The following is a 24851-nucleotide window of genomic DNA, read 5'->3' on the forward strand; positions in this document are numbered from 1 at the left end:
CGGTCTCGCCCCCGAGACCGGGCCCTTTCCCTGCGCCGGTCCCGCGTCGCGCCGATGGCCGGCCCGCTGAGGAAAGCTCGAGCAGACGGCGCAGGGCGGTGCACGGGGAACGTGTTGGTGAGGGCCGAGGACTCCAGGTCAACGTCGAGGCAGCCGTCCAGCCAGGAGGCCGACGCGCCGTCCAGCTCGACAAGGGCCGGCAGTCCGCGCGCCCCCCGTTGACGAGCGACTCGGCGGGCTCGACGGTCATGATCCGGCGGTCCGGGCCGGGTCACGCAGGAACCCGCTGATCAGCTCGATCCGCTCGGCAACCCGGTCACCCAGTGGGGGCCCTCGCTCGGGTCCCTGCCACCAGCCCCAAAGCAACTCCATGTGATCGCGCTCATGGATTGTGGTGCGAAGGGTCATTCAGGAGTGGCGCTGCGCTGATGGTGATGAGCTGCAGGGCTCGGTTGATGAGGCATGGGACGCTCACGACGAAGGCGGCTCCTCTGACGGCGACAGGGCCTCGCTCATGTAGCGGTAGAGGGGAATGTAAGCGGCCAGACAGGTCAGGATCACCATGCAGGTAAGGACGGGCCAGAAGGTCCAAGCGTTGAACCAGCGGAACCCCAACGCCAGTATGGCCACCACCTCACCGATCACAAACATCCAAAAGATAAACTGCATTGTGCATCCCCAGCGCATCCGGGCAAGTTCAGCCGGGTGATTCGGCTGCGGTTCATACCCCCCGAGTTCGAAGTTCCGTCTATTCTCTTCTTCCAGATGTCTCCGCAGTTCAAAGACCGCACGCCCACTGGTTCGCAGGAAGAATCCGACCTCCACCACCATCGCTATCAGGATGGTCGGCAGCACCTGCGCGGCCGTGGTGTAGAACGCTTCTGAACCCATGCCAGGTATTCGGGATCACACCGTGGAATGTTCCAGGCCGACGCCCCGACCCACACCGGACAGGGCAGGGCGCCGCTGCTCGACTGTCCCACCTGCCAGTCATCAGCGTTCGAGCCGTGCCGGACGCTCGACGCCGGCCCGCTGCTGTGCGAAGCCGAGGAAGTCCGCGACTGCAAGCTGTTCATGAGAGCCGTGCCGCACCAGCAAGGGGCGCCAACCAGGGGTATCACCAGCACTCACGACTCCCGCCGGGAAACCGTGCACGGGCCGCGATTCAGCATCCGAGAACACCGAGCTGAGGTCCGCCGCGCTGGTCGAGTAATCACGGACCCGCAGGGCAGCCGCTGCGCTACGGCGGGCCGTACGCCGGCGACGAGATGGATGACCCGCTGCTGAGGGAGGAGCTTGCAGCCTGACCTTGGCAACAGGCTGAGGCCCCTGGCTCGGTTCCAGGGGCCTCAGCGATGTGGCGGCCCTGCTGTTTGCCGCAGGTGCCGTTTGCCGCGCCTATGGAAGGTAGAACGACCACTGCTGGTTGTAACCGCCCCAGCAGTTCGCCTGCAGAACGTTGGCGCCGTGGTCCAGGCTGGCGTTCTGTACGTCCAGGCACATGCCGCTGTGCCTCGCGATGATGGCGTAGTAGCCGTAGCTGTTGCGGACGAGTTTCCACTGCTGGTTGTAGGTTCCGTAGCAGTCTGCCTGCAGAACGTTGGCGCCGTGGGCGAAGCTGGCGTCCTGTACGTCCAGGCACTTATTGCTGTGCCTTGCGATGATGGCGTAGTAGCCGTCGCTGTTGTAGACGAGTTTCCACTGCTGGTTGTAGGTTCCGTAACAGTCCGCCTGCAGAACGTCCGCCCCGTGGGCCAGGCTGGCGTCCTGTACGTCCAGGCACTTATTGCTGTGCCTCGCGACGATCTCGTAGTAAGTGGTAGCCGAAGCAGCCTGGCCGACAGTCAGTGTTCCGATGGCGGCAATGACCATGACGACATGGTTGATGATTCGCACGATGCTTCCGTTTCCGGTATGGCCCGATGAGGCCGGTGGCCAATATCCAGCGGAGATGCCCAACGCGTGTCCCAGTACGGGAAGAAACAGACTTTGCCCCCTTCGTGCCTGCTCTTTCTTTGTCGAGAAGAGCCTCGCGCCTAAGGGGACAATTCGCATGAGTAAGGGCTACTCATCCGAACGTGCGAAACGAATGGGCGGCGGTACGTGCCGCAGGATGACGGCCTGGAGAACACCGCCGCCTGCGGGCCATCCGAGCAGGTCAGGGCCTTCTCCAAGGCCTGTCCGCTCTCGCAGTGGGCGACGTTGACGTAGCGCGGTCCGGCATTGGCGGTCTGCTTCCACAGGTGCTGGGAACCTGCCGGATTCCGCCACTGGTACGGGGTCCTTCACGGGGTTTCCACGGTGTTCTTCTGTTCGTTCAGTCGGCGATGCCGACCGCTCTGTCGATCGTTTCTGGCCGGTCCAGGATGTGGAGCATGTAGTGGGCGACGTCGGCGCGGGAGATGTAGCGGTCGCCGGGGTCGTGCTTGGGCGGGTGCGGGCGGCCGGGCGAGGGCATCGCGCCGACGGGGGCGGCGCTGACCGCGATGAGCCTGCGGGCCTCGGTGGCGCGCATGGCCCGCACGATCGCCTCGGTGCCGCGGGAGGCCACTCCTGCCAGAGCGTTCGACGGCGGGCCCACGGTGGACAGGACCGCGTCGGCTTCCGCCACGGCCCGCTGGAGCGTCGCCTGGTCGGCGGTCAACAGGTCCGCCGTCACCGTCCGCACGGGGAGCGAGATCTTGGCGGGGTCGCGTACGACCGCCGTGACCTCATGGCCGGCGGCCGTGGCCTGCTCGACGAGGCAGCGGCCGATCCCGCCTGTCGCGCCGAAGACGGTCAGCTTCATACGCTTCTCCTTCGCGGTGTGCCGGGTCTGCCGGGCGTCAGTCCGTCCACCGCTCTTCGACCGACAGGCCCGGGAGCGGCGGTCGTGGGAGTGGTCATCAGGGGGCTTTCCCTTCCGGATCTCAACGTGGTGTCGCTGCTATGACACGGCTGGAGTGGTGGATGTGACCGTTCGGAGGTGAACGCGTGTGTGGGACGGAATTCTGGGAAAGAGGTGCACCTCCCACTCGTCCGGCCGAGATTAACGACACTGAAACGCGGTGAAGTCAGTGGTTGACGGGGTTTCAGCGGTATGGGTACGTTCTCAGATGTGTGAACGTTGCCACACCCGTCTGCCGTTATGTGGCCGTCATCAGCAGGCTTGCCCTGGAGGCGAACCCCCTATGCGAACCCCACTCGTCCGCTGGTCCCTCCTGTCGGTGTCACTGGCACTGGCACTCACCTCATGCGCCAAGGGCACCGGCGGAGGGGCGTCGGCGACCCCGTCGGCGGGTCAGTTCAACCCGAGCGCCACGTTCCAGGGCACCATCTCCGTCATGGGCTTCGGTGCGACAGACGAGATCGGGACGACCCGCGTCGATCTGGCCAAGAAGGCGCTCGGGGGTGCGGACGTGAAGCTGATCGAAGGGGATCTCGACATCCAGCAGTTCCTGTCCTCGGTGGCCGCGGGCGACCCGCCGGACATCGTCTACGCCAACCGCGACGAGATCGGCACGTTCGCCTCCCGCGGCGCCGTCATCCCGCTGACCTCGTGCATCAAGGGCGAGCAGATCGACACCTCGATGTACGACAAGGACGCACTCGGCCAGGTGACGTTCGGCGACGAGGTCTGGGCCATCCCCGAGTTCAACCAGGTCCAGATCACCATGGCCAACGGCGACCTGCTCAAGCAGGCCGGGCTGACGATCGACGACGTCAACGGCTCCAACTGGGACAAGATCACCGCCGCGGCCAAGAAGCTGTACAAGGCGCCGGGCGGCAAGCTCCAGGTGATCGGCTACGACAGCAAGCTGCCGGAGTTCCTGCCGCTGTGGGCCAAGGCCAACGGCGCCGACCTGCTGTCGGCCGACGGCAGGACGGCGCAGCTCAACAGCCCGCAGGTGGTCAAGGCGCTGGAGTTCGCGGTCGGCATCTACGCCGCGCAGGGCGGCTTCGCCAAGGTCAAGGCCCTGCGCGACTCCGCCGACTTCTTCGGCAAGGGCAACCAGTTCGCCAAGGACGAGCTCGGCGCCATGCCCATGGAGCAGTGGTACGTCAACGTGCTCAACGACGTCTCACCCAAGGCCCCCTTGGTCTTCGACACCTTCCGCACCCCGCAGGGCCGGCCGCTGGCCTACTCCTCGGGCTCGTCGTGGGCGATCCCGAAGGGGTCGAAGAACGCCGCGGCCGCCTGCCGGTTCGCCAAGACCATGACGCTGGTCGACACCTGGAAGGCCGCTGCCCAGGCGCGGCTGGACAAGCGCAAGGCGGAGGGCAAGCCGTTCACCGGCGTCCTGACCGGCAACGTCCAGGCCGACGCGGAGATCGAGAAGATGCTCACCTCGGGCGGCCCCGTCTGGGACGCCGGCGTGAAGGCGTTCTACGAGGCCAACAAGCACACCTTCAGCCTGCCCGCCAACCCGGCCGACAAGGAGTTCAAGACGGCCTGGCAGGACGCGGTGAACCGGGTGCTCAACGGCCAGGACAAGCCGCAGCCGGCGCTCGACCAGGCGCAGCAGGACGCGCAGGCCGCCCTCGACAAGGCATGGGCCGGCTGGACGAAGCGTACGAACTGAGATGCCCCGTAACCATGGCAAAGTCCCCTTCTGGCGCACCATGCGCTGGAAGGACACCCGGGCGGCCCTGCTGTTCATCAGCCCCTGGATCATCGGCTTCCTGATCTTCACCGCGTGGCCCGTCATCAACAGCGCCTACCTGTCCCTGACCGACTACGACGTCATCAACGACCCGTCGTTCGTCGGCTTCGACAACTACAAGCAGCTCTTCGAGGACCCGAAGGTCGGGCTCGCACTCCGGAACACGGCCCTGTTCACCGTGATGTCGGTCCCGCTCCACCTCGTCGTCTCGCTCGGCCTGGCGCTGCTGCTCAACGGCGCCTCGAAGGCCACCGGCTTCTTCCGCACGGCCTTCTTCCTGCCCAAGATGACGCCGCCGGTCGCGATCGGCATCCTGCTGCTGATGCTGTTCAACGGCCAGAACGGCCTGGTCAACGGCTTCCTCGGCCTCTTCGGCATCGACGGGCCCGCCTGGACCACCGACCCCGGCTGGGTCAAGCCGGGCCTGGTGCTGATGAGCCTGTGGACCGTCGGCTCCTCGATCGTCATCATCCTGGCCGCGCTCCGCGGCGTCCCCCAGGAGCTGTACGACTCCGCGCTCGTGGACGGGGCCGGCTGGTGGCGGCGCACGCTGCGCATCACCGTGCCAATGATCAGCCCGACGCTGTTCTTCCTGTTCATCGTGGACAGCATCAGCGCCCTGCAGTCGTTCACCGAGGCGTACACCGCCTTCTTCGGCGCCGGCAACACCACCTACAGCAACGACGCGGCCCTCTTCTACGCGATCTACCTGTTCCAGCAGGCGTTCGAGTTCCTGCACATGGGCTACGCCTCGGCCCTCGCCTGGCTGCTGTTCATCGTGATCATGGCGATCACCGGTATCCAGTTCCTGGTGACCAGGCGGTACGTCCACTACGAAGGGGGACAGTCGTGAGGCGGGCCGGGCGGATCCTGACGTGGGCCGCGCTCGGCGGGTTCACCGTCGCCTTCATCTACCCTTTCGTCTGGCTGCTGAGCGCCTCCTTCAAGCCGCGCAGCGAGGTGTTCGACCACCGGCTCATCCCCGAGACGTTCATCCTCGACAACTACGTCAAGGTGTGGCAGGAGGCGCCGCTCGGGCTCTGGATGGCCAACACGCTGCTGGTCACGGTGCTGGCGGCGGTGACCGTCACGATCACCAGCGCGATGGTGGCATGGGGGTTCGCCTACTTCCGCTTCCCCGGCAGGGGCGCGCTGTTCGGCCTCCTCCTGGCCACGATGATGCTCCCTGGCGTGGTCACCATGATCCCGGTGTTCCTCATCTGGAACTCGCTCGGCATGGTCGGCACCCTCACCCCGCTGTGGGCCCAGAACCTGTTCGGCAGCGCCTTCTACATCTTCCTGCTGCGGCAGTTCTTCATGGGGCTGCCGCGGGAGCCGTTCGAGGCGGCCAAGATCGACGGGGCCAACAACTGGACGATCTTCACCAGGATCGCGCTGCCGCTGTGCCGGCCCGCGGTCGTGGTGACGCTGCTCTTCGAGTTCCAGGCGGCCTGGACGGACCTGATGCGGCCGCTGATCTACCTGCGTGACTCCGCCACGTTCACGGTGCCGCGCGGGCTGAAGGCGCTGCTCGACCAGTTCGGGTTCGGCGGCGAGTGGCACTGGGAGATCGTCATGACCGCCAGCGTGATCACCACGATCCCGATGATCATCCTCTTCTTCCTCGGCCAGAAACACTTCATCAGGGGCATCGCGACCACAGGGAGCAAGGGATGAGCCACCTCCACGGGAACGTCGGCTGAAGCATGCGGATCACCACCACCGACCAGGCGTACCACCTGGACGCCGGCTCCTACCGGCTGACGGTCTCGCGCACCGACCCCAGCGCCGAGCTGGAAGGCTGGATGACGCTCAGCCTGATCGCCTCGGTCGACACCGCGGGCGGGCGCGACGAGACGTACGAGACACTGCCGCCCGTGCTCGCCGAGCGCGAAGGCGAGGCGATCTTCGACTTCCCCCAGCGTTCGACCGGGTGGGAGGCGAAGACGGTCCGGCTGACCTGCACTCCGGAGACGATCGCGGTGGAGGTGCGCGTCGAGGGCCACGGCGTGATCGGCGACGTGACGCTGCTCGGCGGGCGCGCCGTGCTCAACACCAGGGCGGCGGGCACGTTCCGCACGGGGCTGCACGCGCGTGGCGTCTTCAACCCCACGCCCACCCACCCGGTGCAGGTGGTGCGGCCGGTGTCGGTGCCGCTCGCGCTCACCGTGATCGGCGACGCCTCGCCGGGCCGCCTCCACGCGGTCTTCTCGCCGCCGCCGCTGGTGCTGGCCTTCTGCAAGCAGGAGCCGGACGGCGCCACCGCCGTGCCCGGCGGCCCCTGGCTGGGGGCCTCGGTACGCGCGGGCATCGAGGACCTGACCTTCACCGAGCTCGGGTACGAGCCGCTGGACGGCGGGGCACTGCTCCGCTTCGACTACGAGTGCCACACCCTGGTGAGCGGGGCCTGGCGGTCACCGGCCGTCGTGTTCCGGGCGGCGTCGTCGCCGTGGGAGGCGATCTCGCACCACCGGGAGGACCTGGCCGCGCACGGCCTGGCCGCGTCCGCCGGCGAGCGGCACGACTGGTGGAGCAGGCCGATCTTCTGCGGCTGGGGCGCGCAGTGCGCCAGGGCCGACGGCGTCTCGCCGACCGAGCTGGCGCGGCAGGAGCTCTACGACGAGTGGCTGTCCAGGCTGGAGGAGCACGGCATCGTGCCGGGGACCGTCGTGATCGACGACCGGTGGCAGCTCACGTACGGCGACCCGGCGCCCGATCCGGCGAAGTGGCCCGCGTTGGGGGAGTGGATCGCCGCCAGGCACGCGCGTGGGCAGCGCGTGCTGCTGTGGTGGCGGGCGTGGGCCCCCGACGGGCTGCCCGCCGAGGAGTGCGTGACGGACGCGGGCGGCCGTCCCGTGGCCGCCGACCCCTCGAACCCGGCCTACCGGCGCAGGATCCGTACGATCATGGACAGGCTCCTCGGCGACCTCGGGGCCGACGGGTTCAAAGTCGACTTCACGCAGTGGTTCCCCAGCGGGTCGCACCTGAAGTCGTACGGCACCACCTGGGGGCTCTCCCTCCTGCACGAGCTGCTGAAGACCATGTACGAGGCCGCCAAGAGCGTCAAACCCGACGCCCTCATGGTCACGCACACCCCGCATCCGGCGTTCGGCGACGTCACCGACATGATCCGGCTCAACGACGTGCTCGAGTTCGACCCCCATGGCGCCCCCGTCCCCGCCGTCGACCAGCTCCGCTTCCGCCACGCGGTGGCCACCCGCGCCATGCCGGGGCACCTGATCGACACGGACCAGTGGCCGATGCCCAGCAGGGCGGACTGGCTCGCGTACGCCGAGGCGCAGCCCGCGCTCGGCGTGCCCGCCCTGTACTACGTCGAGTCCATCGACAACTCCGGCGAGCCGATCACCGGGAACGACCTGGACCTCGTGGCGAACTGGTGGCGAAGCTGCTGGTGACGGGGCGGTCCAGGACCGCCCGCACGAACGGCGGGATGACGCGGCGCAGCACGTTCGCCTCGTGCGCCTCGGCACGCTCGAGCGCCCGCTCCACCTCGGCGGCCCGGCTGCCAGCGGGCGCAGCGGCAGTCTCGGTGAGCAGGTCGAGCGCCGCCAGAGCGGCGGCGGCCATGTCCTTGGCGGCCGACACCCACGGCGCCAGCTCCTCGGCGAACGGGCCGGGAACGTCCGTGGGCAGCCCGGCCAGGCGGGTCAGCTCGGCGCGGAGCCGTTCCGTGGGCTCCCCCTCCAGGGCGGCGGCGCACAGAGCGGTCAGCGCCGGGCTCTGGTCGTCGCCGGGCGGCCACGACGAGCACGCCTCCACCAGCGGCAGCAGCTCGGCCGCGCCGGGCAGCAGCCGCACCGCCCGCTCGTGCGACCTGGCCGGATCGTAGGCCGCCAGGTGCCAGGCGTAGTCGGCCACCGTCGTCAGCGCCAGCCGGGAGGCCGCCGCCTCCACCATCGGGTTGGCCGTGATGCCCTCCAGCGGCACGCCGTCGAGCTCCGTCGCCCGCCCGACCAGCGGCCCGAGGAAGACCCGGGAGAAGTCGAAGTCGTTGACCGGGAAGTTGTCCCACAGGGCGACGCGGTGCCCGTAGGCGGCGGCCGCCGCGGTCATGTCGTACGCCGTGATCTCGCCCACCACCACGTCGGACCCGGTCCACCAGACCAGCACGTCCTGCGGCAGCTCCGCCGACAGCCGGTCGCGGTAGGCGGTCCGCCCGGTCCCCGCGTAGTCGGTGGGCACCATGGTCAGCGGCCGCGCCGCGCCGCGCGGCGCGAGGAACCGGTCGGCGAGGTCCCGGCAGACGGCGGCGTGGGCTCTCGCGCTCGCGCCCTCCTCCGTGCCGAACGCCTCCCGGTCGGGCAGGTGCCGCAGCTCGGGCGGAATGTCGTCGAAGAGCAGCGCGAACTCCCGCACGCCCACGTCCCACACCTGCTCCGCCTTGGCCCGCAGCGCCGCCCGCTCGGCCGGGTCGCTGTAGACCATCGACAGGCCGGGACTCAGCGCGAACACGAACCTCACGTGCTGCGCCGCCGCCTCCGCGACCAGCTCGCCCAGCCTCGCCAGCTCCGCCTCCGGGTACGGCTCCCGCCACCGCTCCCGGTGGAACGGGTCGTCCTTCGGGGCGTACACGTACGCGTTGAGCTTGTGCCTGGCGGAGAAGCGCAGGTGCTCCATGCGCTCGGCGTGCGTCCACGGGGTGCCGTAGAAGCCCTCGATGGTGCCCCGGAGCGGCAGGTCCGGCCAGTCGCGGATGTCGGACTCGGGCACGCACGCCCGGTGCTCGTCACACGGGGCCGCCACGAGGGCGAGCAGCGTCTGCGCCCCGTAGAAGGCGCCCGCGGGGTCCGCCCCGGCGATCACCACGCCGGTCTCGCCGGCGGTCAGCGCGTATCCCTCGGGAGGCAGCTCGGCGCCCGCGTCGATCCGCACCTCGACCACCAGGGGCCCGGGGGCCGGGGCGAGGGCGGCGCGCAGGGCGGTCACGGCGGTGGTCGCGGCCTGGGCTCCCTGGATCCGGCACCTGGTCAGATCGACATGCGACCGGCCGATGGCAGCCTTGTGAGGAAAGGGAACGATCCACTCCAGGGCCTCCATTGTGGGAACGATACCGGATAGAATCGCGCCTCGTGAGCAACGATGTGACCGAAGTTGTCCCCGGTGTCTTCCGCATCGCGGACACCTGCAACGTCTACGTCATCGCCGCTCCTGCCGGAGGAGAGGAACGCACGGGGATCGCCGTCGACTTCGGTTCGGGCCGCGCGCTGGACCTCCTCGGCGAGCTCGGCCTCGACCGCCTCACCGACGTCCTGATGACGCACCACCACCGCGACCAGGCCCAAGGACTGTGGAGAGCAGTCGAGTCCGGTGTCCGGGTGCACGTGCCGCCCGTCGAGCGCGACCTGTTCGAGCGGGTCGACCAGATGTGGACGGGCCGGCAGATCAGCAACGACTACGACCTGCGCGACGACCGGTTCTCGCTGCTCGACCCCGTGCCGGTCGACGGCGTCGTGCCCGAATACCGGACGGCGAACTACGGAGGGATAGACGTACGGGTCCTGCCCACGCCAGGGCACACCCCCGGGTCCGTGACGTACATCGTCGGGCAGGCCGCGTTCACCGGTGATCTCATCTACGCCCCTGGAAAGGTGTGGTCGCTGGCCGCCACCCAGTGGTCGTACACCGAGAACGAGGGCCCCGCCATGGTCATCCTGAGCTCCGAGCTGCTGCGGCGGGAGGAGCTCGGCGTGCTGCTGCCCTCGCACGGCGAGCCGATGACCGACCCCCAGGAGGCGCTCGAGCAGCTCTCCACCGCCATGCAGCGGTACGTCGACTTCCGCCGCCCCCACCCCTGGGACGTCAGAGGGCTGCTGGCCAACCCCTTCATCCAGGTGACCCCCCACCTGCTCATGAACAGGAGCAGCCAGTCCCACAGCTACGTGCTGCTGTCGGAGTCGGGCGCGGCCATGGTGTTCGACTTCGGCTACGACATGTCCACCGGCCTCGTGCACAACACCTCCCGTGCGGCCCGCCGCCCCTGGCTGGCCTCCATGCCCGCGCTGCGCGAGCACTACGGCGTCACGAGCGTCGAGGTCGCCCTGCCCACCCACTACCACGACGACCACGTGGCGGGCATGCCGCTGCTGCGCGACGTCGAGGGCACCGAGATCTGGGCGCCTTCCCACATGGCCCCCATCCTGGCCACGCCGCTCCACCACGACCTGCCGTGCCAGTGGTTCGAGCCCATCCCCGCCGACCGGGTGCTCGGCCTGGGGGAGACGGTGCGCTGGCGCGAGTACGAGATCACCGTGCACGACCTGCCGGGGCACACGTTGTTCGCGGCGGCGTACGAGTTCCAGGTGGACGGGCACCGGGTGCTCGTCACCGGCGACCAGCAGGACGGTATGGGCATTCCGGGTGAACGCCAGGAGATCCTGAATTTTCAGTACAAGAACCGGTTCCAGATCGAGGACTACCGGAAGAGCGCCGCTCTCTACCGGCGCCTGCGCCCTGACCTGATGGTCAGCGGCCACTGGCGGCCCCGCTGGGTGGACGACGACTACCTGCACATGATGACCGAGCGCGGCGAGGAGCTCGTCGCGCTCCACCATGACCTGCTCCCGCTCGACCGCCTCGACCTCGGGGCCGACGGCGTGCTGTGCCGCCTGACCCCGTACTATGCGAGCGTCCCCGCGGGCGGCGAGCTCACGCTGACGGTCACCGTACGCAACCCGTGGCCGGACAAGGCCCTGGCCACCATCGAGCCGGTCGTCCCGCCGGGCTGGCGCCTCGAGCAGGGGTCTGTGACGCTAAGGCTCCCTGGAGGGGGTATGGAGCAGATACATCTCCGTCTTGGCGCGGACGTCGTGCCGCGACGCCGCGTTCGCCTCGCAGTCGACTTGACCATCGGCGATCTGCGCCTCGGGCAGCACGCGGAGGCGCTGGTCGACGTGGTCGGGGAAGGGATTCGATGACCACAGAGCGGCGCGGCCCCCTCAGCCGTTCCAGGCGGCCCACGATCAAGGACGTGGCGGAGGCCGCCGGAGTCTCGCGCTCGACCGTCTCGCGGGCCCTGACCGGGCGCGGCTATGCCGCCAGCGACGTGCGCGAGCGCGTGCTGCGGGCGGCGGCCGAGCTCGGCTACGTGCCCGACGTGATGGCCCGCACGCTCAAACAGCAGGTGAGCAGGTCGGTCGGCGTCCTGGTGAGCGACCTGCGCAACCCGTTCTACGCGGAGCTGGCCGCGGGGGCCAGCAGCGAGGCCCGCGAGCGCGGCTACACGATGGTGCTGGCGGACACGAGCCTGTCGGCCGAGACGGAGAGCGAGGCTGCCGAGGCGCTCGTCGCGCTCAGGGTGGCCGGGGTGATCGTGACGCCCAACTCTCCGGCCGTGTCCACCTATCTCGGCTCCCACGGCATCCCGGTCGTCGAGGTGGACCGGCAGTTCGCGGCGGGCTCGACCGACGGCGTCGTGGTCGGCAACCGCGTCGGCGCCCGCACCGCCACGACCCATCTGGTCGAGCTGGGCCATCGCAGGATCGCGCTGTTCATCGACGAGACCGACTGGACCACCGGCTACGAGAGGTATCACGGCTATCTGGAGGCGCTCGGCGCGGCCGACATCAAGGTCGATCCCGATCTGGTCGTGGCGTCGGGCTGGGACGTGGCCGACTCGCGGCGCAGGGCGCTCGACATGCTGTCCGGGCCCGACCGGCCCACTGCCGTCTTCGCTGCCAACAACGTGCTCGCCGAGGGCGTCTGGCGGGCGATCGGCGAGCTGGGGCTGCGGGCGCCCGAGGAGATCAGCCTTGTGGCCTTCGACGACGCGCCGTGGATGAGCATGGTCTCGCCCCAGGTCAGCGCCGTCGCCCAGGACACGTTCAACCTCGGCGCGGCCGCCGTGCGCAGGCTGGACGAGCGGATCGAGATGCCCGACGCCGACTCGGTCACCACTGTGCTGGGAGTGCGGCTCGTCGCCCGCGAGTCCACCGCACCGCCTCCCGTGGGCTGACTTTTCTTCCATCCGGCGCGTTGACCCGCAGGGAAAGCGCGCCCTAGGATCCCGTGTGGGAACGATGTCACAATCCTTTGCGCGGCGCTCGTTCCGGTCGGAGGTCCCATGGAGCACGATCGTCCCCCCGTTCTGTCGCTGGACATCGGCGGCACCAAGCTCGCCGCGGGTGTGGTCACGGGCGACGGGCGGATCCACGGCTGGCAGGTCACCCCCACCCGCAGGGAGGAGGGGCCGCTGCCGGTCCTGGCCAGGCTGTTCGACCTGGGCAGGAAGTCCGTCGCGGAGGCCGGGCTGCCCGACGTGGCGGCCGTCGGCATCTCCTGCGGGGGGCCGCTGGACACCGCGACCGGCGTGCTCGAATGCCCGCCGCACCTGCCGGGGTGGATCGATGTCCCGGTGGGGCCGATGGCGGCGCAGGAGTTCGGCGTGCCGTCCGCGCTTGAGAACGATGCCACAGCCGCCGCCCTCGGCGAGTTCCGGTACGGCGCGGGCCGCGGCACCGCCACGATGCTCTACCTCACGATCTCGACGGGTGTCGGCGGCGGGTCCGTCATCGGCGGCCGGCTGCACCGGGGCGCGGCCGGCAACGGCGGCGAGCTGGGGCACGTCATGGTCCGGCCGGGCGGGCGCAGGTGCTCGTGCGGCCGCCTGGGCTGCCTGGAGGCGTACGCGTCCGGCACCGCCATCGCCGAGCGCGCCCGCGAGGCCGTCGCCGCCGGTCGCGCCTCCTCCCTGACCGCGATCGAGCTCCCGACGGCCGAGGACGTCTTCCACGCCGCCGAGGCGGGCGACGCGCTCGCGAGCGAGGTGTGGAACGAGACCACCTGGGCACTCGGCAGCGCGATCACGGATCTGGTGAACGCGTTCGAGCCGGAGCTCGTCGTCCTCGGCGGCGGCGTGACCCGTTCCGGCTCCCGGCTCCTCGACCCCGTCCGCGCCGCCGTCGCGCGGGACGCCATGCCGCCCGCCGCCCGCAACGCCCGCATCGAGCTGTCCCGGCTCGGCGCGGGAGTCGGCGTCGTGGGCGCCGGCGCCGTGGCCCACGACCTGCTTGTCTCAGGGAAGTCCCATGCCTGACCCGACGCCCGTGCCCGCGTCCCGATCGGACGCGATCCCCACCTCTCGGCACCCCTCACTCCGCGATGGACGCCTAACCGCCCCCGCGTCTCTTTCGGGCACTGTCTCGGACACGGGTGCGGCGCTTCTGGAGGGCCCATCCTCCGAGGGGGCGGGCGTGGTGGCGGCGGAAGGGCTGGCGTCCGTGCTGGCCCAGCATGTCGAGGCCCACGTCAGCGCCGCGCGGAACGTGGCGGCGCTGCTGCCCGCCGTGGAGGCCGCCGCCGACCTGCTCATCGAGGCGTTCACCCGTGGCGGCACCCTCTACACCCTCGGCAACGGCGGCAGCGCGGCCGACGCGCAGCACCTGACCGGAGAGCTGGTCGGCCATTACAAGCGCGACCGCCGCCCGCTCCCCGCCGTGACGCTCACGACCGACGCCACGGTCATGACGTGCATCGCCAACGACTACTCCTACGAGGACGTCTTCGCCAGGCAGGTCAGGGCCCTGGCCCGCCGGGGCGACGTCGTGGCCGCCTTCACCACCAGCGGCAACTCCCCGAACGTGGTCAGCGCCCTGGAAGCCGCGCAGACCAATGGCGCGGTGACGGTACTCTTCGGCGGCGGTGACGGCGGCGCCGCGGCCGAGTTCGCCGACCGCCTCCTCCTAGCTCCGTCCTCCGAGACCCCGCGCATCCAGGAGATCCACACACTGATGCTGCACATGATCAGCGAGAAGGTCGACGCATGGGCGGCCACATGAAGGACCGGCCCGACCCCAGGTCAAGGGCCCCCTTGTCGAACGCCCCCTCCGGCGGCCAGCCGCGCGGCCTCCCGAGGGCGCCGAGGCCGGTGGCCGCCCCCGACCGCACCCTGCACATGATCGGGAACGCGCACCTCGACCCGGTGTGGCTGTGGCCGTGGCAGGAGGGCTACCAGGAGGCGCGGGCGACGTTCTGGTCGGCGATCCACCGCATGGACGAGTACCCCGACTTCGTCTTCACCTGCGACCAGGTCGTCCTGCTGTCGTGGGTCGAGGAGTCGGACCCCGAGCTGTTCGCCAGGATCCGCGAGAGGGTGGCCGAGGGGCGATGGGTCAACGTCGGCGGCTGGTGGGTCGAGCCCGACTGCAACATGCCGTCGGGGGAGTCGTTCGCCCGCCAGGGCCTGTACGGCCAGCGCTACCTGAAGGAGAAGTTCGGGGTCACCGCCACGGTCGGCATGAACGTCGACCCGTTCGGGCACAACGCCATGCTCCCCGCGATCCTGCGCGGACAGGGCATGGACTCCTACTGCTTCCTGCGCCCGGGACCGCACGAGAGCGAGCTGCCCGGCACGATGTTCTGGTGGGAGAGCCGCGACGGCAGCCGCGTGCTGGCGTACCGGATCCCGTTCGAGTACTGCAGCCCGCCCGGCGAGGTCGCGGGCCAGACCGAGAAGGCGCTCGGCCAGCTCGACCGCTCGCTCGGCGACCTGATGATCTTCTACGGCGTGGGCAACCACGGAGGCGGCCCCACCAGGGCGAACATCGAGTCCATCCACCGCTACGACAGGATGGGCACGTTCGGCGAGCTGACGATGTCCTCGCCGCGCCGCTACTTCGACGAGGTGGCCAAGCGCCTCGGCGAGAAGGGCCTGGCCGAGCTGCCGGTGTGGCGCGAGGACCTGCAGCACCACGCGGCCGGCTGCTACTCCTCGCACTCGGGCATCAAGCAGTGGCAGCGCAGGGCGCAGGCGGCCCTGCTGTCGGCCGAGCGCTGGGCCGCCGTAGCGGGCCACGACGCGCGCGAGGAGCTGGGGCGGGCCTGGAAGCAGGTGCTGTTCAACCAGTTCCACGACGTGCTGCCCGGCTCGGCCATCGAGCCCGCCTATGACGACGCCCGCGACCAGCTCGGCGAGGCCGTCGCGATCTCGAAGCGGATCATCACCAGGGCCCACAACGTGATCGCCCGCGACATCGGCATCCCGCAGGAGGACGGCACCCAGCCGGTGGTGGTCTTCAACCCGCACCCGTGGCCGGTCACGACCCGGGTCGAGATGCAGTACGGCCTCGCGCCCGCCGGTGTGCGGGTCGTGGACGCCGACGGCCGGGACGTGCCCTGCCAGCGCACCCAGTCGGTCGCCACCACGGACGACAAGGGACGCGGCGCCACCGTGTTCCAGGCGGAGCTGCCCGCTCTGGGCTACCGCCTCTACCGGCTCCGCCAGGGCGAGACGCCGTACACGAGCGGCCTGACCGCCTCCGAGCACCACATCGAGAACGACGTCCTCCGCCTGGAGATCGACCCGGAGACGGGCTGGCTGGCCGCGCTGCTCGACAAGCGCACCGGCGTGGACCTGGTGGCCGGGGCGGCGGGCGAGCACACGCAGATCTGCGAGGACCCGACCGACACGTGGGGACACCGCGTCGTGTCCTACGACTGGCCGGGCGAGGCGATGACCACGACCCGCGTGGTGCTGCGCGAGAGCGGCCCGCTGCGGGCCCGCATCCGCGTCGAGCGCGAGTGGGGCCGCTCCACGATGGCCGAGGAGTTCATCCTGGGTGTCGGGGACGACGCGGTGGAGGTGCGGGTCGAGCTCGACTGGCGCGAGCAGGCGCACCTGATGAAGCTGCGCTTCCCGGTCGCGCTGGAGAGCCCCGTGGCCACGTACGAGATCCCCTTCGGCCACCTGACCAGGCCGATCGACGGCGCGGAAGAGCCCGCGCAGTCGTGGGTGGACCTGTCCGGGGCGGGCGCCGGGCTGGCCGTCGTGAACAACGCCAAGCACGGCTACGACGTCTCCCCGCCGTCGCCGGGGCGCGGCCACAGCATCGGCATCACCGCCGTGCGCAGCCCGGTCCACGCCTGGCACGACCCGCGCCTGCTCGACCCGGACGGCTTCTACTCGTACCAGGACCAGGGGGTGCAGCGGTTCACGTACCTGCTGGTGCCGCACGCGGGCGACTGGCGCGCCGCCGGGCTGACCCGCCGCGCCGCGCTGCTCGGCTCCCCGGTACGCGCGATGCTGGAGAGCTTCCACGACGGACCGCTCCCCGCGGCGCGCGGCTATCTGGCCGACGGCGCCGGCCAGGTCATGGTGACCGCGGTCAAGCTGCACGAGGACGCGCCGCGCGACCTGGTGGTCAGGGCCGTCGAGACCACGGGCCGGTCCGGCGTGGCGACCCTCGACATCCCGCTGGCCAGGATCAGGCTCACGGCCGACTTCGGGCCGGGCCAGATCCGCACGTTCCGGATCCCGCTCGACGATCCGCTCTCCGCCGTGGAGACCGACCTGGTCGAGCTGAGCGTCCGCAAGGGCGCGTGCACGGTGGAAGCATGGTGATCCAGCAAGGCGCTTACCGGCGGAGGGGTACGGCGCGGTAGTCGATCACGGTGGCGTCCAGGATGCGCGCGCCTTCGGCCCCTCGTGCGGCCTCGGGCAGCCAGACCGGCGTATCCGACGTAAGCGGATAAATCAGGACCTCTACCGTCTCGATGCCGCCCGAGATGTCGATGTCCCAAGGGCCGCCGTTCCAGTACAGGTCCTCCGTGCGGTCGCCGGCCCTGGCCACCGCCACGTCGCCGACCAGGTCGAGGCGGAGCAGCGTACGCTCGCCGCCCGGCGGCACGGTGATCGTGTAGCGGGCCGCGTGGGCGGCCAGCGTCTCCGGATCGGGGGCTGAGGCGCGGCCCGGGACGGTGATCGGCCGGGCGGGGGGCGGCGTGGCCTCGGCCGTCCGCACGACCTTCACCGGGGCGGGGGCCGCCGGATGATCGAGCTGGTGGCGCTCGAACACGCCGTCCGTGAGGATCTCGACAGTGGCGGAGCCGGTGGTGACGGCGGTCAGCACGCCGTCGGCCTCGACGATGTCGGCGTCGGAGATGACGAGCCGGCCGCCCGGCGTCCAGGCCCGCCGGGCGTCGGCCGCGTCGAGGACCAGCAGGCGCAGCCGGGCCCCGTCCGGCGTCTCGACGGTGAGGAGCTCGCGGCTCGCCGGCAGGTCCTCCAGGATCGCCTCGCCGTCCCGGTCCAGGACCGGATGGCCGCTGACGGAGGTGCCCGCGGGCAGGGAGAGGTGGGCCGGGATCCCGTCCGTCCTCGTCAGGACCAGTACGTCGCCCTCGACGAGCGTCAGCAGGCCGAGGGTCGCCCAGTTGATCATGACCCCGCGGACGTCGAGGTTGACCGGCCAGCAGAAGAACGCGCCGCTCGGGATGGCCACCGGGCGGTGCGGGAAGCGGACGCGGGCCCCGTCGAGCTCGACGTCGAAGCGGACGTCCCGGTGCGCGGGCAGCGGCTCGTACGGCTGGTGGTTGTTGACGAAGACGAAACCGCTGCGCCCGTCCGAGCGCAGCGACCACCGCAGGGACGCCTGGTCGGGGATGGTGGCGTTCATGGCGGCCAGGCGGTCACCGAACGCGGCCAGGAAGGCGTGCTGGTTGCGCAGCAGGTGGAAGCTGTCGCGGGTCTGCAGGTGCGCCCCGATGGGGGCGTGGAAGTCGTAGTCGTACTCCGGCAGGTCGTTGGGGTAGCCGGTGGCGTGCGACTCCTGCAGGCCGGGGCGCGGGTTGGCGCCTCCGGCGTACATGTAGTAGCCCTGCCAGGCCGAGCCGCAGCCCAGCTTAGTCAGCGCCAGCGCGGCGATGTCCGCCCCTTCGAGCAGGGGGCGGCGGTGGTACGCGGTGGCCATGCCGCCGCCCAGCTCGCACGTCGCCGCGGGGAAGTCCGGATGCTTGACGCCGCCCTCCCGGTCGCCGGACAGGTCCTTGCCGATGCCGGGATCGTCCCACTGGTGGGAGAAGCGGAAGTGGGCGCGGAAGGTGTCGTCCCAGCCGTCGGCCGTGTCCACCCAGAAGCCGTCGGCGTAGCCGCCGTACAGGGGGAAGACTTCGCCGACGGGCAGGTCGGCGCCGCCCCAGGCGGTGGCCGTCCACAGCGGGGCGTGCAGGCCGGACTCACGGGCGATCCGCTTCAGGGTGACGAGGTGGCCCGGCTGGTCGTACAGCTCGTTCTCCAGCTGGATGCCGATGATCGGCCCGTCGGGGCCGCACAGCGGGCCGAGCTCCCTCCCCAGATGGCCGAACCAGGCCCGCACCTTCTCCAGGTACGCGGGGTCGTCGCGGCGGGCCGGGGGCACCCAGTCGGGCAGGCCGCCGTTGCGGACCTCGCCGTGGCACCAGGGGCCGACGCGCACGATCACCTCGAGGCCCATGCCCTGGCAGAGGCGGACGAACGCGGCCACGTCCAGCCCGCCGTCGAACATCGGCTCCCGGTCCTCGCGCTCCTGGTGGTGGATCCAGAAGACGTACGTGGACACGACGTCCACCCCACCCGCCCGCACCAGGCGCAGGGCGTCCTGCCAGCGCTCGCGCCGCACCCGGCTGTAGTGCAGCTCGCCCGTCACGGGGATCCACCGGCGGCCGCCGCGCCAGAGCGAGCGGTCGGTGAGGGCCAGTCCGGGCCGGGGGTCCTCCGCGCCGGCCATGGCAGGCCGGGTCTCCGGCCGGTCCCAGGGGGTGTGTCGTACGGGCATCCGACCATTGTCCACACCGCCCGAGAAGGCGGAGGGTGAGGGTCATAGCCTCGCAGGATGAGGGTATTCGTCACAGGCGGCACCGGGGCGGTCGGTCGTCCCACGGTCCCGGCGCTGCTCGCCGCAGGTCATGAGGTCACCGCGCTTGCCCGCACACCGGAGAAGGCGGCCGCGCTGGAGGGCCAGGGCGCGACCCCCGCCATGGTGTCGCTGTTCGAGCGGGAGGAGCTGGCGTCGACGCTCGCGGGGCACGACGCGGTGGTCAACCTGGCGACCGCGATCCCGCCGATGTCGAAGTTCATGAGCAAACGGGCGCAGCGCGACAACCACCGCGTACGGGCCGAGGGGTCGGCGGCGGTCGTGGACGCCGCGCGCGCCGCCGGAGTCGGGCGGATGGTGCAGGAGTCGGTCTGCCTGCTCTACCGCGACCAGGGCGCGCGCTGGATCGACGAGGACGCGCCCGTGGACGACTTCCCGATGGCCCGGGGGAACTTCGCCGCCGAGTCGAGCGCGCACCGGTCCCCGTGCGGGGTGGTCCTGCGGTTCGGCTGGTTCTACGGACCGGGCGCCGCGCACAGCGAGCAGCTGCTCGCCCAGGCCCGCCACCACGTCGGCATGGTGCTCGGCCGGCCGGACGGCTTCCTGTCCTCCATCCACGTGGCCGACGCCGCCACCGCGGTGGTCGCGGCGCTCGGGGCCGACGCGGGCACGTACAACGTCGTGGACGACGAGCCGCTGACCAAGCGCGCGTACGCCGACGCGCTCGCCCGCGCCGCCGGCGCCCGCACGTGGCTGCGCGGCCCCGGCCGGGCCGCCGCGCTCCTCGGTGACCGGCTCACGTCTCTCACCCGCTCCCTCCGGGTCAGCAACGCCCGCTTCCGCGCGGCCACCGGCTGGACGCCGCGGTACCCCAGCGCGCGGGAGGGCTGGCGTGCTGTTACAGCCTGAATAAACTTACATCAGTTGTAAGTTTACTCGAAGTGGTGTTATCTGGGAGTCGTGACAACGACTCACCAGATGCCCTTACGTGCTCGCGTGGCGCCCGCGATCGCGCTGTTCCTGATCGCGCCGATGGACGCGGAGTTCCTGATGGGGAACATGGCGATCAGCGATGTCCCGGTGCTGATCAGCACGATTCCCCTGTACGGCGCCGGTGCCCTGGTCATCCGAGAGGCGGCCCGGCGGACCGGGCGCGGCTGGCCGGCCATGCTGGCGTTCGCGCTGGCGTACGGAATGTTCGAGGAGGCGTTCTTCACCCAGACGCTCTGGAACGAGAACTGGTACCACGTGCGCATCCTCGACTACGGTTACGTTCCCGCGCTGGGGACGGGGCTGCCGTGGGTGATGTTCATGGCGGGCGTGCACACCATCTGGAGCATCAGCGTCCCCATCGCGATCGCGGAGACGCTGGCCGGCCCGCGCCGCACCACGCCGTGGCTGAAGAAGCGCGGTTTCTGGGCCCTGGCCGTGTTCTTCGCGCTCTACTTCGTGGGCGGCGCGGTCGGCCAAATGGTCCTGATCGGCCTGTTCGCCGGCCCGGCCCAGTACATCGGCGCAGCCGTGGTGGTCGTCGCCCTCGTGCTGCTCGGCCTGCGCCTGCGCCGCGGCGCCCCCACGGTCGAGGGCAGGGCGCCCGGCCCGTGGGCGGTGTTCGCCTTCGCCCTGGTGGCCGGTGCGATCTTCGTCCTCCTCTACGCGGTCGATCCCACCGGGCTGTCTCCGTGGCTGGCGATCCCCATCCCGGCATGGGTCAGCGTGCTCATCTACCTGGCACTGTTCGCCACGGTCGGCGTCCTGGTCCGGCGCTGGTCGCACCGCTCCGGCTGGTCGGACGCGCACCGGCTGGCGCTCGCGGCGGGAGCCATGCTCACGTACGCGTGGCACTCGTTCCCGTGGAAGGTGATCGTGCCCGCGAGCCAGGCGGCCGACCTGACCAGCAACGCGATCATGACGGTCGGCGCGGTCGTCCTGCTCGTGATCGCGGCTCGCCGGGTCTCCACGTGAGGAGCCGGAGCGCCACCAGGGCCAGGCAGGGCTACCAGCGGTCCGCTGGTAGCCCGCCGTAGACGCCCAGTGCGTAGCTGCCGACCTCGCCTGACAGCGTGGAGCTGATCTCTAGCCGAAGAACCCGACCACACGGTGGATGCGGTCGCCCACGAACTCCACGACGTCGTAGCCGGTGGCCACGGGTGAGTCCGAGCCCGGCGCGCCCAGCCGCCAGGTGAACAGCGCCGTGTCGTGGTGGGCGCCGATCAGCGTGCCGAGGCTGAACACGAGGTCGCCGAACTTCTCCTGAGCCCGCCCGATCGCCTCGGACAGCTCGGCGTGACCCCGCAGCCCGGCGTAGTCGGGGTCGGAGTAGACCGAGTCGTCGGTCAGCACGGCCTTGATGAGGGCGTCACGGGCGGCGGCGTCCCGCTCGTTCCAGATGTCGAGGTACGTGCCGATGAGGTCGTTGATCATGAGGTGATCCCTTTCTTGGTCGGTTCCAGGACGAGAGCGATGAGGCCGCCCGCGGCGGTGACGGCCGCGGCCGCCCAGCCGGCCGTCTGCAACCCGCCGAGCAGCTCGGCGGCCGTGCCGGTGGCAGTGCCAGTGGCGGGGCCCGCGGTGGCGACGGCGACGAAGATCGCCAGCCCGATCGCACCGCCGACTTCCTTGGCGGTGCTGGCCAGGCCGGAGGCCACGCCCTGCTGCTCGGGCGCCACTCCGGCGCCGGCCGAGGCGAACAGCGCGACGAAGGCCACGCCACCGAAGAACCCCCAGATGACGCTGCCGGGCAGCAGGGTCCAGAACCCGCCGCCGATGGGCATGCCGGCGGTCAGCACGCCGATCCCGGCGCCGGCGCCGATCATCCCGGCGCTGAGCGTCGTACGGACTCCCCACCTGCCGAGCAGCAACGGCGCGGCCTTCAGCGCGGCCGCCATGCAGACGAGGGTGAGTGGCAGGAACGTCAGACCCGCCGCCAGAGCGCTGTAGCCGAGGACCGGCTGCAAGTACGAGGTGAGCACGTAGTAGCCGCCGCCCAGCGTGCCCTGGAACACGGCGATCACGGCCATCGTCGTGGCCGGGCCACGCCGGCGCAGCAGCCGCGGTGGGATCAGCGGATTCCCGGTACGCGCCTCGACCAGCAGCAGCAACCCCAGCAGCGCCGCGCCGGCGATCAGAGCCCCGGCGCCGCGTACCGATCCCCATCCCACCTCCGGTCCGCTCGCCAGGCCGAACACGACCAGCGTCGAGCCCGCCGTGGCCAGCACTGCCCCGGGTATGTCGAAACCGCCCGGCTGAGACGTGGCCCGGGGGTCGGGGTCGAGCAGCCGGAGCGCCGCCGCGGCGGCGCCGATGGCCAGCGGGACGTTCACGAAGAACACCGCCTCCCAGCCCAGGTAGTTGGTCAGCACACCGCCGAGCAGCGAGCCGACGGCCAGCCCCGCGCTGCCCGCCATGCCCCACGCGCCCAGTGCCCGGTTGCGTGCGGCGCCTTCCTCGAACCCGCGGTAGATCAGCGCGAGCGTGGCCGGGGTGAGCAGCGCCCCGCCCGCACCCTGGACGGCGCGGGCCACGATCAACGTCGTGGACCCTGTGGCCAGGCCGCCCGCCAGCGAGGCCACGGCGTACAGCGAGAGGCCGAGCATGAACATGCGCCGCGCGCCCAGCCTGTCGACGGCCCGGCCGCCGAGGAGCAGCAGCCCGCCGAGCCCGATGGCGTACGCGCTCACCACCCACTGCACGGACCGCGTGCTGAAGCCCAGGGCCGCTCCGATGTCGGGGAGCGCCACGTAAACGATGTTGTAGTCCAGAGCCACGATGAGCTGGGTGACCGCCAGAAGTGCCAACCTGCGCCCGGAAGGGCCCACGTCGGTCGGCGCACGAGAGTCGGCAAGCGTCACGAGAAGTCTCCCTGACAGAATCTATACGGCGAACATTTTCTACACGCCGTTCAAAGTATGCATGCCGAACAGTAGTCCAACTCTGTAGACTGTCAAGGGTGGGCGATCAGACGATGAGCAGGCGCGACCGTTTGCGCGCGGAGACCACGGCGGAGATCAAGGCGATCGCGCTCAAACTCATGGCCGCCGGCGGCCCCGACGCCATCTCGCTACGCGCCATCGCCCGCGAGATGGGCATGACCGCGGGGGCCATTTACAGCTACTACGCCACCCGCGACGACCTCGTCACCACGCTCATCGCCGACCTCTACACGGCGCTGGTGGACACGGCGGAGTCCGCCCGCGACGTCGTGCCCGCCGATGACCCGGGCGGCCGCATCCTGGCCTGGGCGCAGACCGTACGGGAGTGGGCCCTGGCCCATCCGGAGGGTTTCCGCCTGATCTACGGCGACGCGGTCCCCGGCTACCAGCCGCCGGGGGACGGCCCGGCGAAGGAGGCGGAGCAGCGGGCCTGCCGAGGGCTCACCGGTCTCGTCGCGGCGGCCTGGCGCGGGCCGGACAAGGGCGAGTACGGCTGGTCCGACTTCGACCCGGTGCTGGCGGAGGACATCCAGGCCACGTTCCCCGGCCTGCCGCCGGACGCGGTGGCGCTCACGATCCGGGTGTGGGGCCGCCTGCACGGCCTGGTCGCCTTGGAGATCTACGGCCACCTGCGCACGCTCACCCACGAACCTGCCGCGATCTACCGCGACGAGATGATCGCCCTGATCGCGTCTCTCGGTCTGTCACCACCCGCCTGAAGCCGGGCGGTGACCCACCTGCCCATGACCTCCTAGCCGCGACTCGAACGGAAGGCCTTGAGGACCGTCACACTGCCGCTCTCGAGTGCGGCCTTGTACTCCTCGGACTCCATCGGGCACAGGGCCGTCCGGCCCTCGGCGTCGGCCAGCAGGCCGAACCCGTACTTCTTGGGCAGCGGCGAGGCCCGCAGGCACGGCTGGTCCTTGGCGAAGAAGGCGGCACGCAGCGCGGCCACTTCCTCGCCGGTCTTGTCCTCGAAACCCGGCCGGCGCATCAGCCAGGACATGAACAGGACGTCCTCCTGGGTCAGCTGGAACGGCCGATCGCGGAGCAGTTCGTACTGCAGCACCGCGACGGTCTTCTTCCCGCCGCGGACGGGCGGCACCACGCTGCTCCGCACGGGACAGTCGTCGGCCACGGCGATCAAGGTGTCCAGATAGTTCACCACTCCATGATGCGGCCGGAAAGGAGGCCGCTCGTCACGAGCCCTTCGCGGGATCCAGGTGCGTGAGCACGGTCTCGGCGATCGTCCCCAACGTCTGGATCTGCTCGGGGGAGAGCAGGTCGACGAAGTGGCGGCGGACGGACTCGACGTGCGCGGGCGCGGCCTCCTGGATGGCGCGCAGGCCGCCCTCCGTCAGCACGATCATCGCCCCCCGGGCGTCGCCCTCGAACTCCTCCCGCCGGACCAGCCCCCGCTGCTCCATCCGGGAGATGTGCCGTGACAGGCGGCTCTTCGACCAGAGCATGCGATCGGCCAGCTTGGTGAGCCGCCACCGATGATCCTCGGTGGAGGTCAGCGCCGACAGGACGTCGTAGTCGGGGGCCGACAGCCCCGAGTCGCGCATGAGGTCCCGGCTGACCTCGGCGTCCAGGAGCAGTCGCATCCTGCGGTACCCGATCCAGGCCCTGAACTCGGCATCGTCCAACCAGCGCGGCTCCATGCCGCCCGAGTTTAGTTGACGTGTAAC

The 24851-nt window shown here is 70.6% G+C and carries 21 protein-coding genes and 1 pseudogene; 12 read left to right on the forward strand and 10 right to left on the reverse strand.

Annotation, left to right across the window (positions count from 1 at the left end; translation table 11 throughout):
- Positions 1-107: 107 nt before the first annotated feature.
- The 4 genes and pseudogenes from AB0J64_RS38290 to AB0J64_RS38305 form a co-directional block, all read right to left on the reverse strand.
- Positions 108-275: pseudogene (locus AB0J64_RS38290) on the reverse strand (hypothetical protein); the annotation flags it as partial.
- Positions 276-471: 196 nt separating this feature from the next.
- A complete protein-coding gene (locus AB0J64_RS38295; protein ID WP_364038635.1) occupies positions 472-891 on the reverse strand; it encodes a hypothetical protein in 420 nt (139 codons plus the stop codon).
- A 507-nt stretch (positions 892-1398) separates the two neighbouring features.
- Positions 1399-1896 carry an RICIN domain-containing protein gene (locus tag AB0J64_RS38300; protein WP_364038638.1) on the reverse strand — a complete coding sequence of 166 codons (498 nt, stop codon included), beginning with the start codon at positions 1894-1896 and terminating at the stop codon, positions 1399-1401.
- Positions 1897-2317: 421 nt separating this feature from the next.
- Positions 2318-2788, reverse strand: coding sequence for an NAD(P)H-binding protein (locus AB0J64_RS38305; RefSeq protein ID WP_364038641.1), 471 nt, complete (start codon positions 2786-2788; stop codon positions 2318-2320).
- 382 nt (positions 2789-3170) lie between these two features.
- Between AB0J64_RS38305 and AB0J64_RS38310 the strand changes: the two genes are divergently transcribed.
- Genes AB0J64_RS38310 through AB0J64_RS38325 form a run of 4 tightly spaced genes read left to right on the forward strand, consistent with a single transcriptional unit; the run spans position 3171 to position 8059 of the window.
- A complete protein-coding gene (locus tag AB0J64_RS38310; protein WP_364038644.1) occupies positions 3171-4562 on the forward strand; it encodes a hypothetical protein in 1392 nt (463 codons plus the stop codon).
- A 1-nt stretch (position 4563) separates the two neighbouring features.
- Entirely contained in the window at positions 4564-5496 is a 933-nt protein-coding gene (locus AB0J64_RS38315) for a sugar ABC transporter permease (protein WP_364038647.1), read from the forward strand.
- On the forward strand, positions 5493-6320 hold the full coding sequence (locus AB0J64_RS38320) for a carbohydrate ABC transporter permease (protein ID WP_364038650.1): 828 nt from the start codon (positions 5493-5495) through the stop codon (positions 6318-6320). The genes AB0J64_RS38315 and AB0J64_RS38320 overlap by 4 nt, the downstream gene beginning before the upstream one ends.
- A gap of 29 nt (positions 6321-6349) precedes the next feature.
- A complete protein-coding gene (locus AB0J64_RS38325; protein WP_364038653.1) occupies positions 6350-8059 on the forward strand; it encodes a hypothetical protein in 1710 nt (569 codons plus the stop codon).
- Here the strand turns inward: AB0J64_RS38325 and AB0J64_RS38330 are convergent.
- Complete coding sequence (locus AB0J64_RS38330) at positions 8007-9701, reverse strand: beta-N-acetylglucosaminidase domain-containing protein (protein WP_364038656.1); 1695 nt, start codon at positions 9699-9701, stop codon at positions 8007-8009. The genes AB0J64_RS38325 and AB0J64_RS38330 overlap by 53 nt on opposite strands.
- 32 nt (positions 9702-9733) lie before the next feature.
- Here AB0J64_RS38330 and AB0J64_RS38335 point away from each other — a divergent pair, with 32 nt between their 5' ends.
- From AB0J64_RS38335 to AB0J64_RS38355, 5 genes are all read left to right on the forward strand, one after another.
- Positions 9734-11578 (forward strand): MBL fold metallo-hydrolase, encoded by a 1845-nt coding sequence (locus AB0J64_RS38335; protein WP_364038659.1) that lies wholly within the window; start codon positions 9734-9736, stop codon positions 11576-11578.
- Positions 11575-12615 (forward strand): LacI family DNA-binding transcriptional regulator, encoded by a 1041-nt coding sequence (locus AB0J64_RS38340; RefSeq protein WP_364038662.1) that lies wholly within the window; start codon positions 11575-11577, stop codon positions 12613-12615. The genes AB0J64_RS38335 and AB0J64_RS38340 overlap by 4 nt, the downstream gene beginning before the upstream one ends.
- A gap of 108 nt (positions 12616-12723) precedes the next feature.
- On the forward strand, positions 12724-13695 hold the full coding sequence (locus AB0J64_RS38345; RefSeq protein WP_364038665.1) for an ROK family protein: 972 nt from the start codon (positions 12724-12726) through the stop codon (positions 13693-13695).
- Between the two features lie 157 nt (positions 13696-13852).
- On the forward strand, positions 13853-14437 hold the full coding sequence (locus AB0J64_RS38350) for an SIS domain-containing protein (RefSeq protein ID WP_364038668.1): 585 nt from the start codon (positions 13853-13855) through the stop codon (positions 14435-14437).
- Positions 14422-16998, forward strand: a complete 2577-nt coding sequence (locus AB0J64_RS38355) for a glycoside hydrolase family 38 C-terminal domain-containing protein (RefSeq protein WP_364038671.1) — start codon at positions 14422-14424, stop codon at positions 16996-16998. The genes AB0J64_RS38350 and AB0J64_RS38355 overlap by 16 nt, the downstream gene beginning before the upstream one ends.
- A 13-nt stretch (positions 16999-17011) precedes the next feature.
- Here the strand turns inward: AB0J64_RS38355 and AB0J64_RS38360 are convergent, their stop codons facing one another.
- Positions 17012-19189, reverse strand: a complete 2178-nt coding sequence (locus AB0J64_RS38360) for a beta-galactosidase (protein WP_364038674.1) — start codon at positions 19187-19189, stop codon at positions 17012-17014.
- Between the two features lie 57 nt (positions 19190-19246).
- Here AB0J64_RS38360 and AB0J64_RS38365 point away from each other — a divergent pair, with 57 nt between their 5' ends.
- Positions 19247-20137: an NAD(P)-dependent oxidoreductase gene (locus AB0J64_RS38365; protein WP_364038677.1), complete on the forward strand. Its 891-nt coding sequence runs from the start codon at positions 19247-19249 to the stop codon at positions 20135-20137.
- Between the two features lie 69 nt (positions 20138-20206).
- Positions 20207-21193, forward strand: coding sequence for a hypothetical protein (locus AB0J64_RS38370; protein ID WP_364038680.1), 987 nt, complete (start codon positions 20207-20209; stop codon positions 21191-21193).
- Positions 21194-21304: 111 nt separating this feature from the next.
- Here AB0J64_RS38370 and AB0J64_RS38375 read toward each other — a convergent pair whose 3' ends face one another.
- Positions 21305-21652, reverse strand: coding sequence for a nuclear transport factor 2 family protein (locus AB0J64_RS38375; RefSeq protein ID WP_364038682.1), 348 nt, complete (start codon positions 21650-21652; stop codon positions 21305-21307).
- Positions 21649-23079, reverse strand: a complete 1431-nt coding sequence (locus AB0J64_RS38380; protein ID WP_364038684.1) for an MFS transporter — start codon at positions 23077-23079, stop codon at positions 21649-21651. The genes AB0J64_RS38375 and AB0J64_RS38380 overlap by 4 nt, the downstream gene beginning before the upstream one ends.
- A gap of 98 nt (positions 23080-23177) precedes the next feature.
- On the opposite strand from AB0J64_RS38380, the gene AB0J64_RS38385 reads away from it, so the two are divergent.
- On the forward strand, positions 23178-23879 hold the full coding sequence (locus tag AB0J64_RS38385) for a TetR/AcrR family transcriptional regulator (RefSeq protein WP_364038686.1): 702 nt from the start codon (positions 23178-23180) through the stop codon (positions 23877-23879).
- Between the two features lie 32 nt (positions 23880-23911).
- Here the strand turns inward: AB0J64_RS38385 and AB0J64_RS38390 are convergent, their stop codons facing one another.
- On the reverse strand, positions 23912-24325 hold the full coding sequence (locus tag AB0J64_RS38390; protein ID WP_364038689.1) for a DUF6157 family protein: 414 nt from the start codon (positions 24323-24325) through the stop codon (positions 23912-23914).
- Positions 24326-24359: 34 nt separating this feature from the next.
- Positions 24360-24824, reverse strand: coding sequence for a MarR family winged helix-turn-helix transcriptional regulator (locus AB0J64_RS38395; RefSeq protein WP_364038692.1), 465 nt, complete (start codon positions 24822-24824; stop codon positions 24360-24362).
- Positions 24825-24851: the final 27 nt, after the last annotated feature.

The sequence above is a fragment of the Nonomuraea sp. NPDC049695 genome, from assembly GCF_040674955.1.
Classification (GTDB): Bacteria; Actinomycetota; Actinomycetes; order Streptosporangiales; family Streptosporangiaceae; genus Nonomuraea; species Nonomuraea helvata.

Bases quoted from the DNA above. Each gene is read 5' to 3' on its own strand.
- AB0J64_RS38295 (WP_364038635.1), bottom strand. From the start codon at position 891: ATGGGTTCAGAAGCGTTCTACACCACGGCCGCGCAGGTGCTGCCGACC.
- AB0J64_RS38305 (WP_364038641.1), bottom strand. From the start codon at position 2,788: ATGAAGCTGACCGTCTTCGGCGCGACAGGCGGGATCGGCCGCTGCCTC.
- AB0J64_RS38310 (WP_364038644.1), top strand. From the start codon at position 3,171: ATGCGAACCCCACTCGTCCGCTGGTCCCTCCTGTCGGTGTCACTGGCA.
- AB0J64_RS38315 (WP_364038647.1), top strand. From the start codon at position 4,564: ATGCCCCGTAACCATGGCAAAGTCCCCTTCTGGCGCACCATGCGCTGG.
- AB0J64_RS38325 (WP_364038653.1), top strand. From the start codon at position 6,350: ATGCGGATCACCACCACCGACCAGGCGTACCACCTGGACGCCGGCTCC.
- AB0J64_RS38330 (WP_364038656.1), bottom strand. From the start codon at position 9,701: ATGGAGGCCCTGGAGTGGATCGTTCCCTTTCCTCACAAGGCTGCCATC.
- AB0J64_RS38340 (WP_364038662.1), top strand. From the start codon at position 11,575: ATGACCACAGAGCGGCGCGGCCCCCTCAGCCGTTCCAGGCGGCCCACG.
- AB0J64_RS38345 (WP_364038665.1), top strand. From the start codon at position 12,724: ATGGAGCACGATCGTCCCCCCGTTCTGTCGCTGGACATCGGCGGCACC.
- AB0J64_RS38355 (WP_364038671.1), top strand. From the start codon at position 14,422: ATGGGCGGCCACATGAAGGACCGGCCCGACCCCAGGTCAAGGGCCCCC.
- AB0J64_RS38360 (WP_364038674.1), bottom strand. From the start codon at position 19,189: ATGCCCGTACGACACACCCCCTGGGACCGGCCGGAGACCCGGCCTGCC.
- AB0J64_RS38365 (WP_364038677.1), top strand. From the start codon at position 19,247: ATGAGGGTATTCGTCACAGGCGGCACCGGGGCGGTCGGTCGTCCCACG.
- AB0J64_RS38370 (WP_364038680.1), top strand. From the start codon at position 20,207: ATGCCCTTACGTGCTCGCGTGGCGCCCGCGATCGCGCTGTTCCTGATC.
- AB0J64_RS38375 (WP_364038682.1), bottom strand. From the start codon at position 21,652: ATGATCAACGACCTCATCGGCACGTACCTCGACATCTGGAACGAGCGG.
- AB0J64_RS38395 (WP_364038692.1), bottom strand. From the start codon at position 24,824: ATGGAGCCGCGCTGGTTGGACGATGCCGAGTTCAGGGCCTGGATCGGG.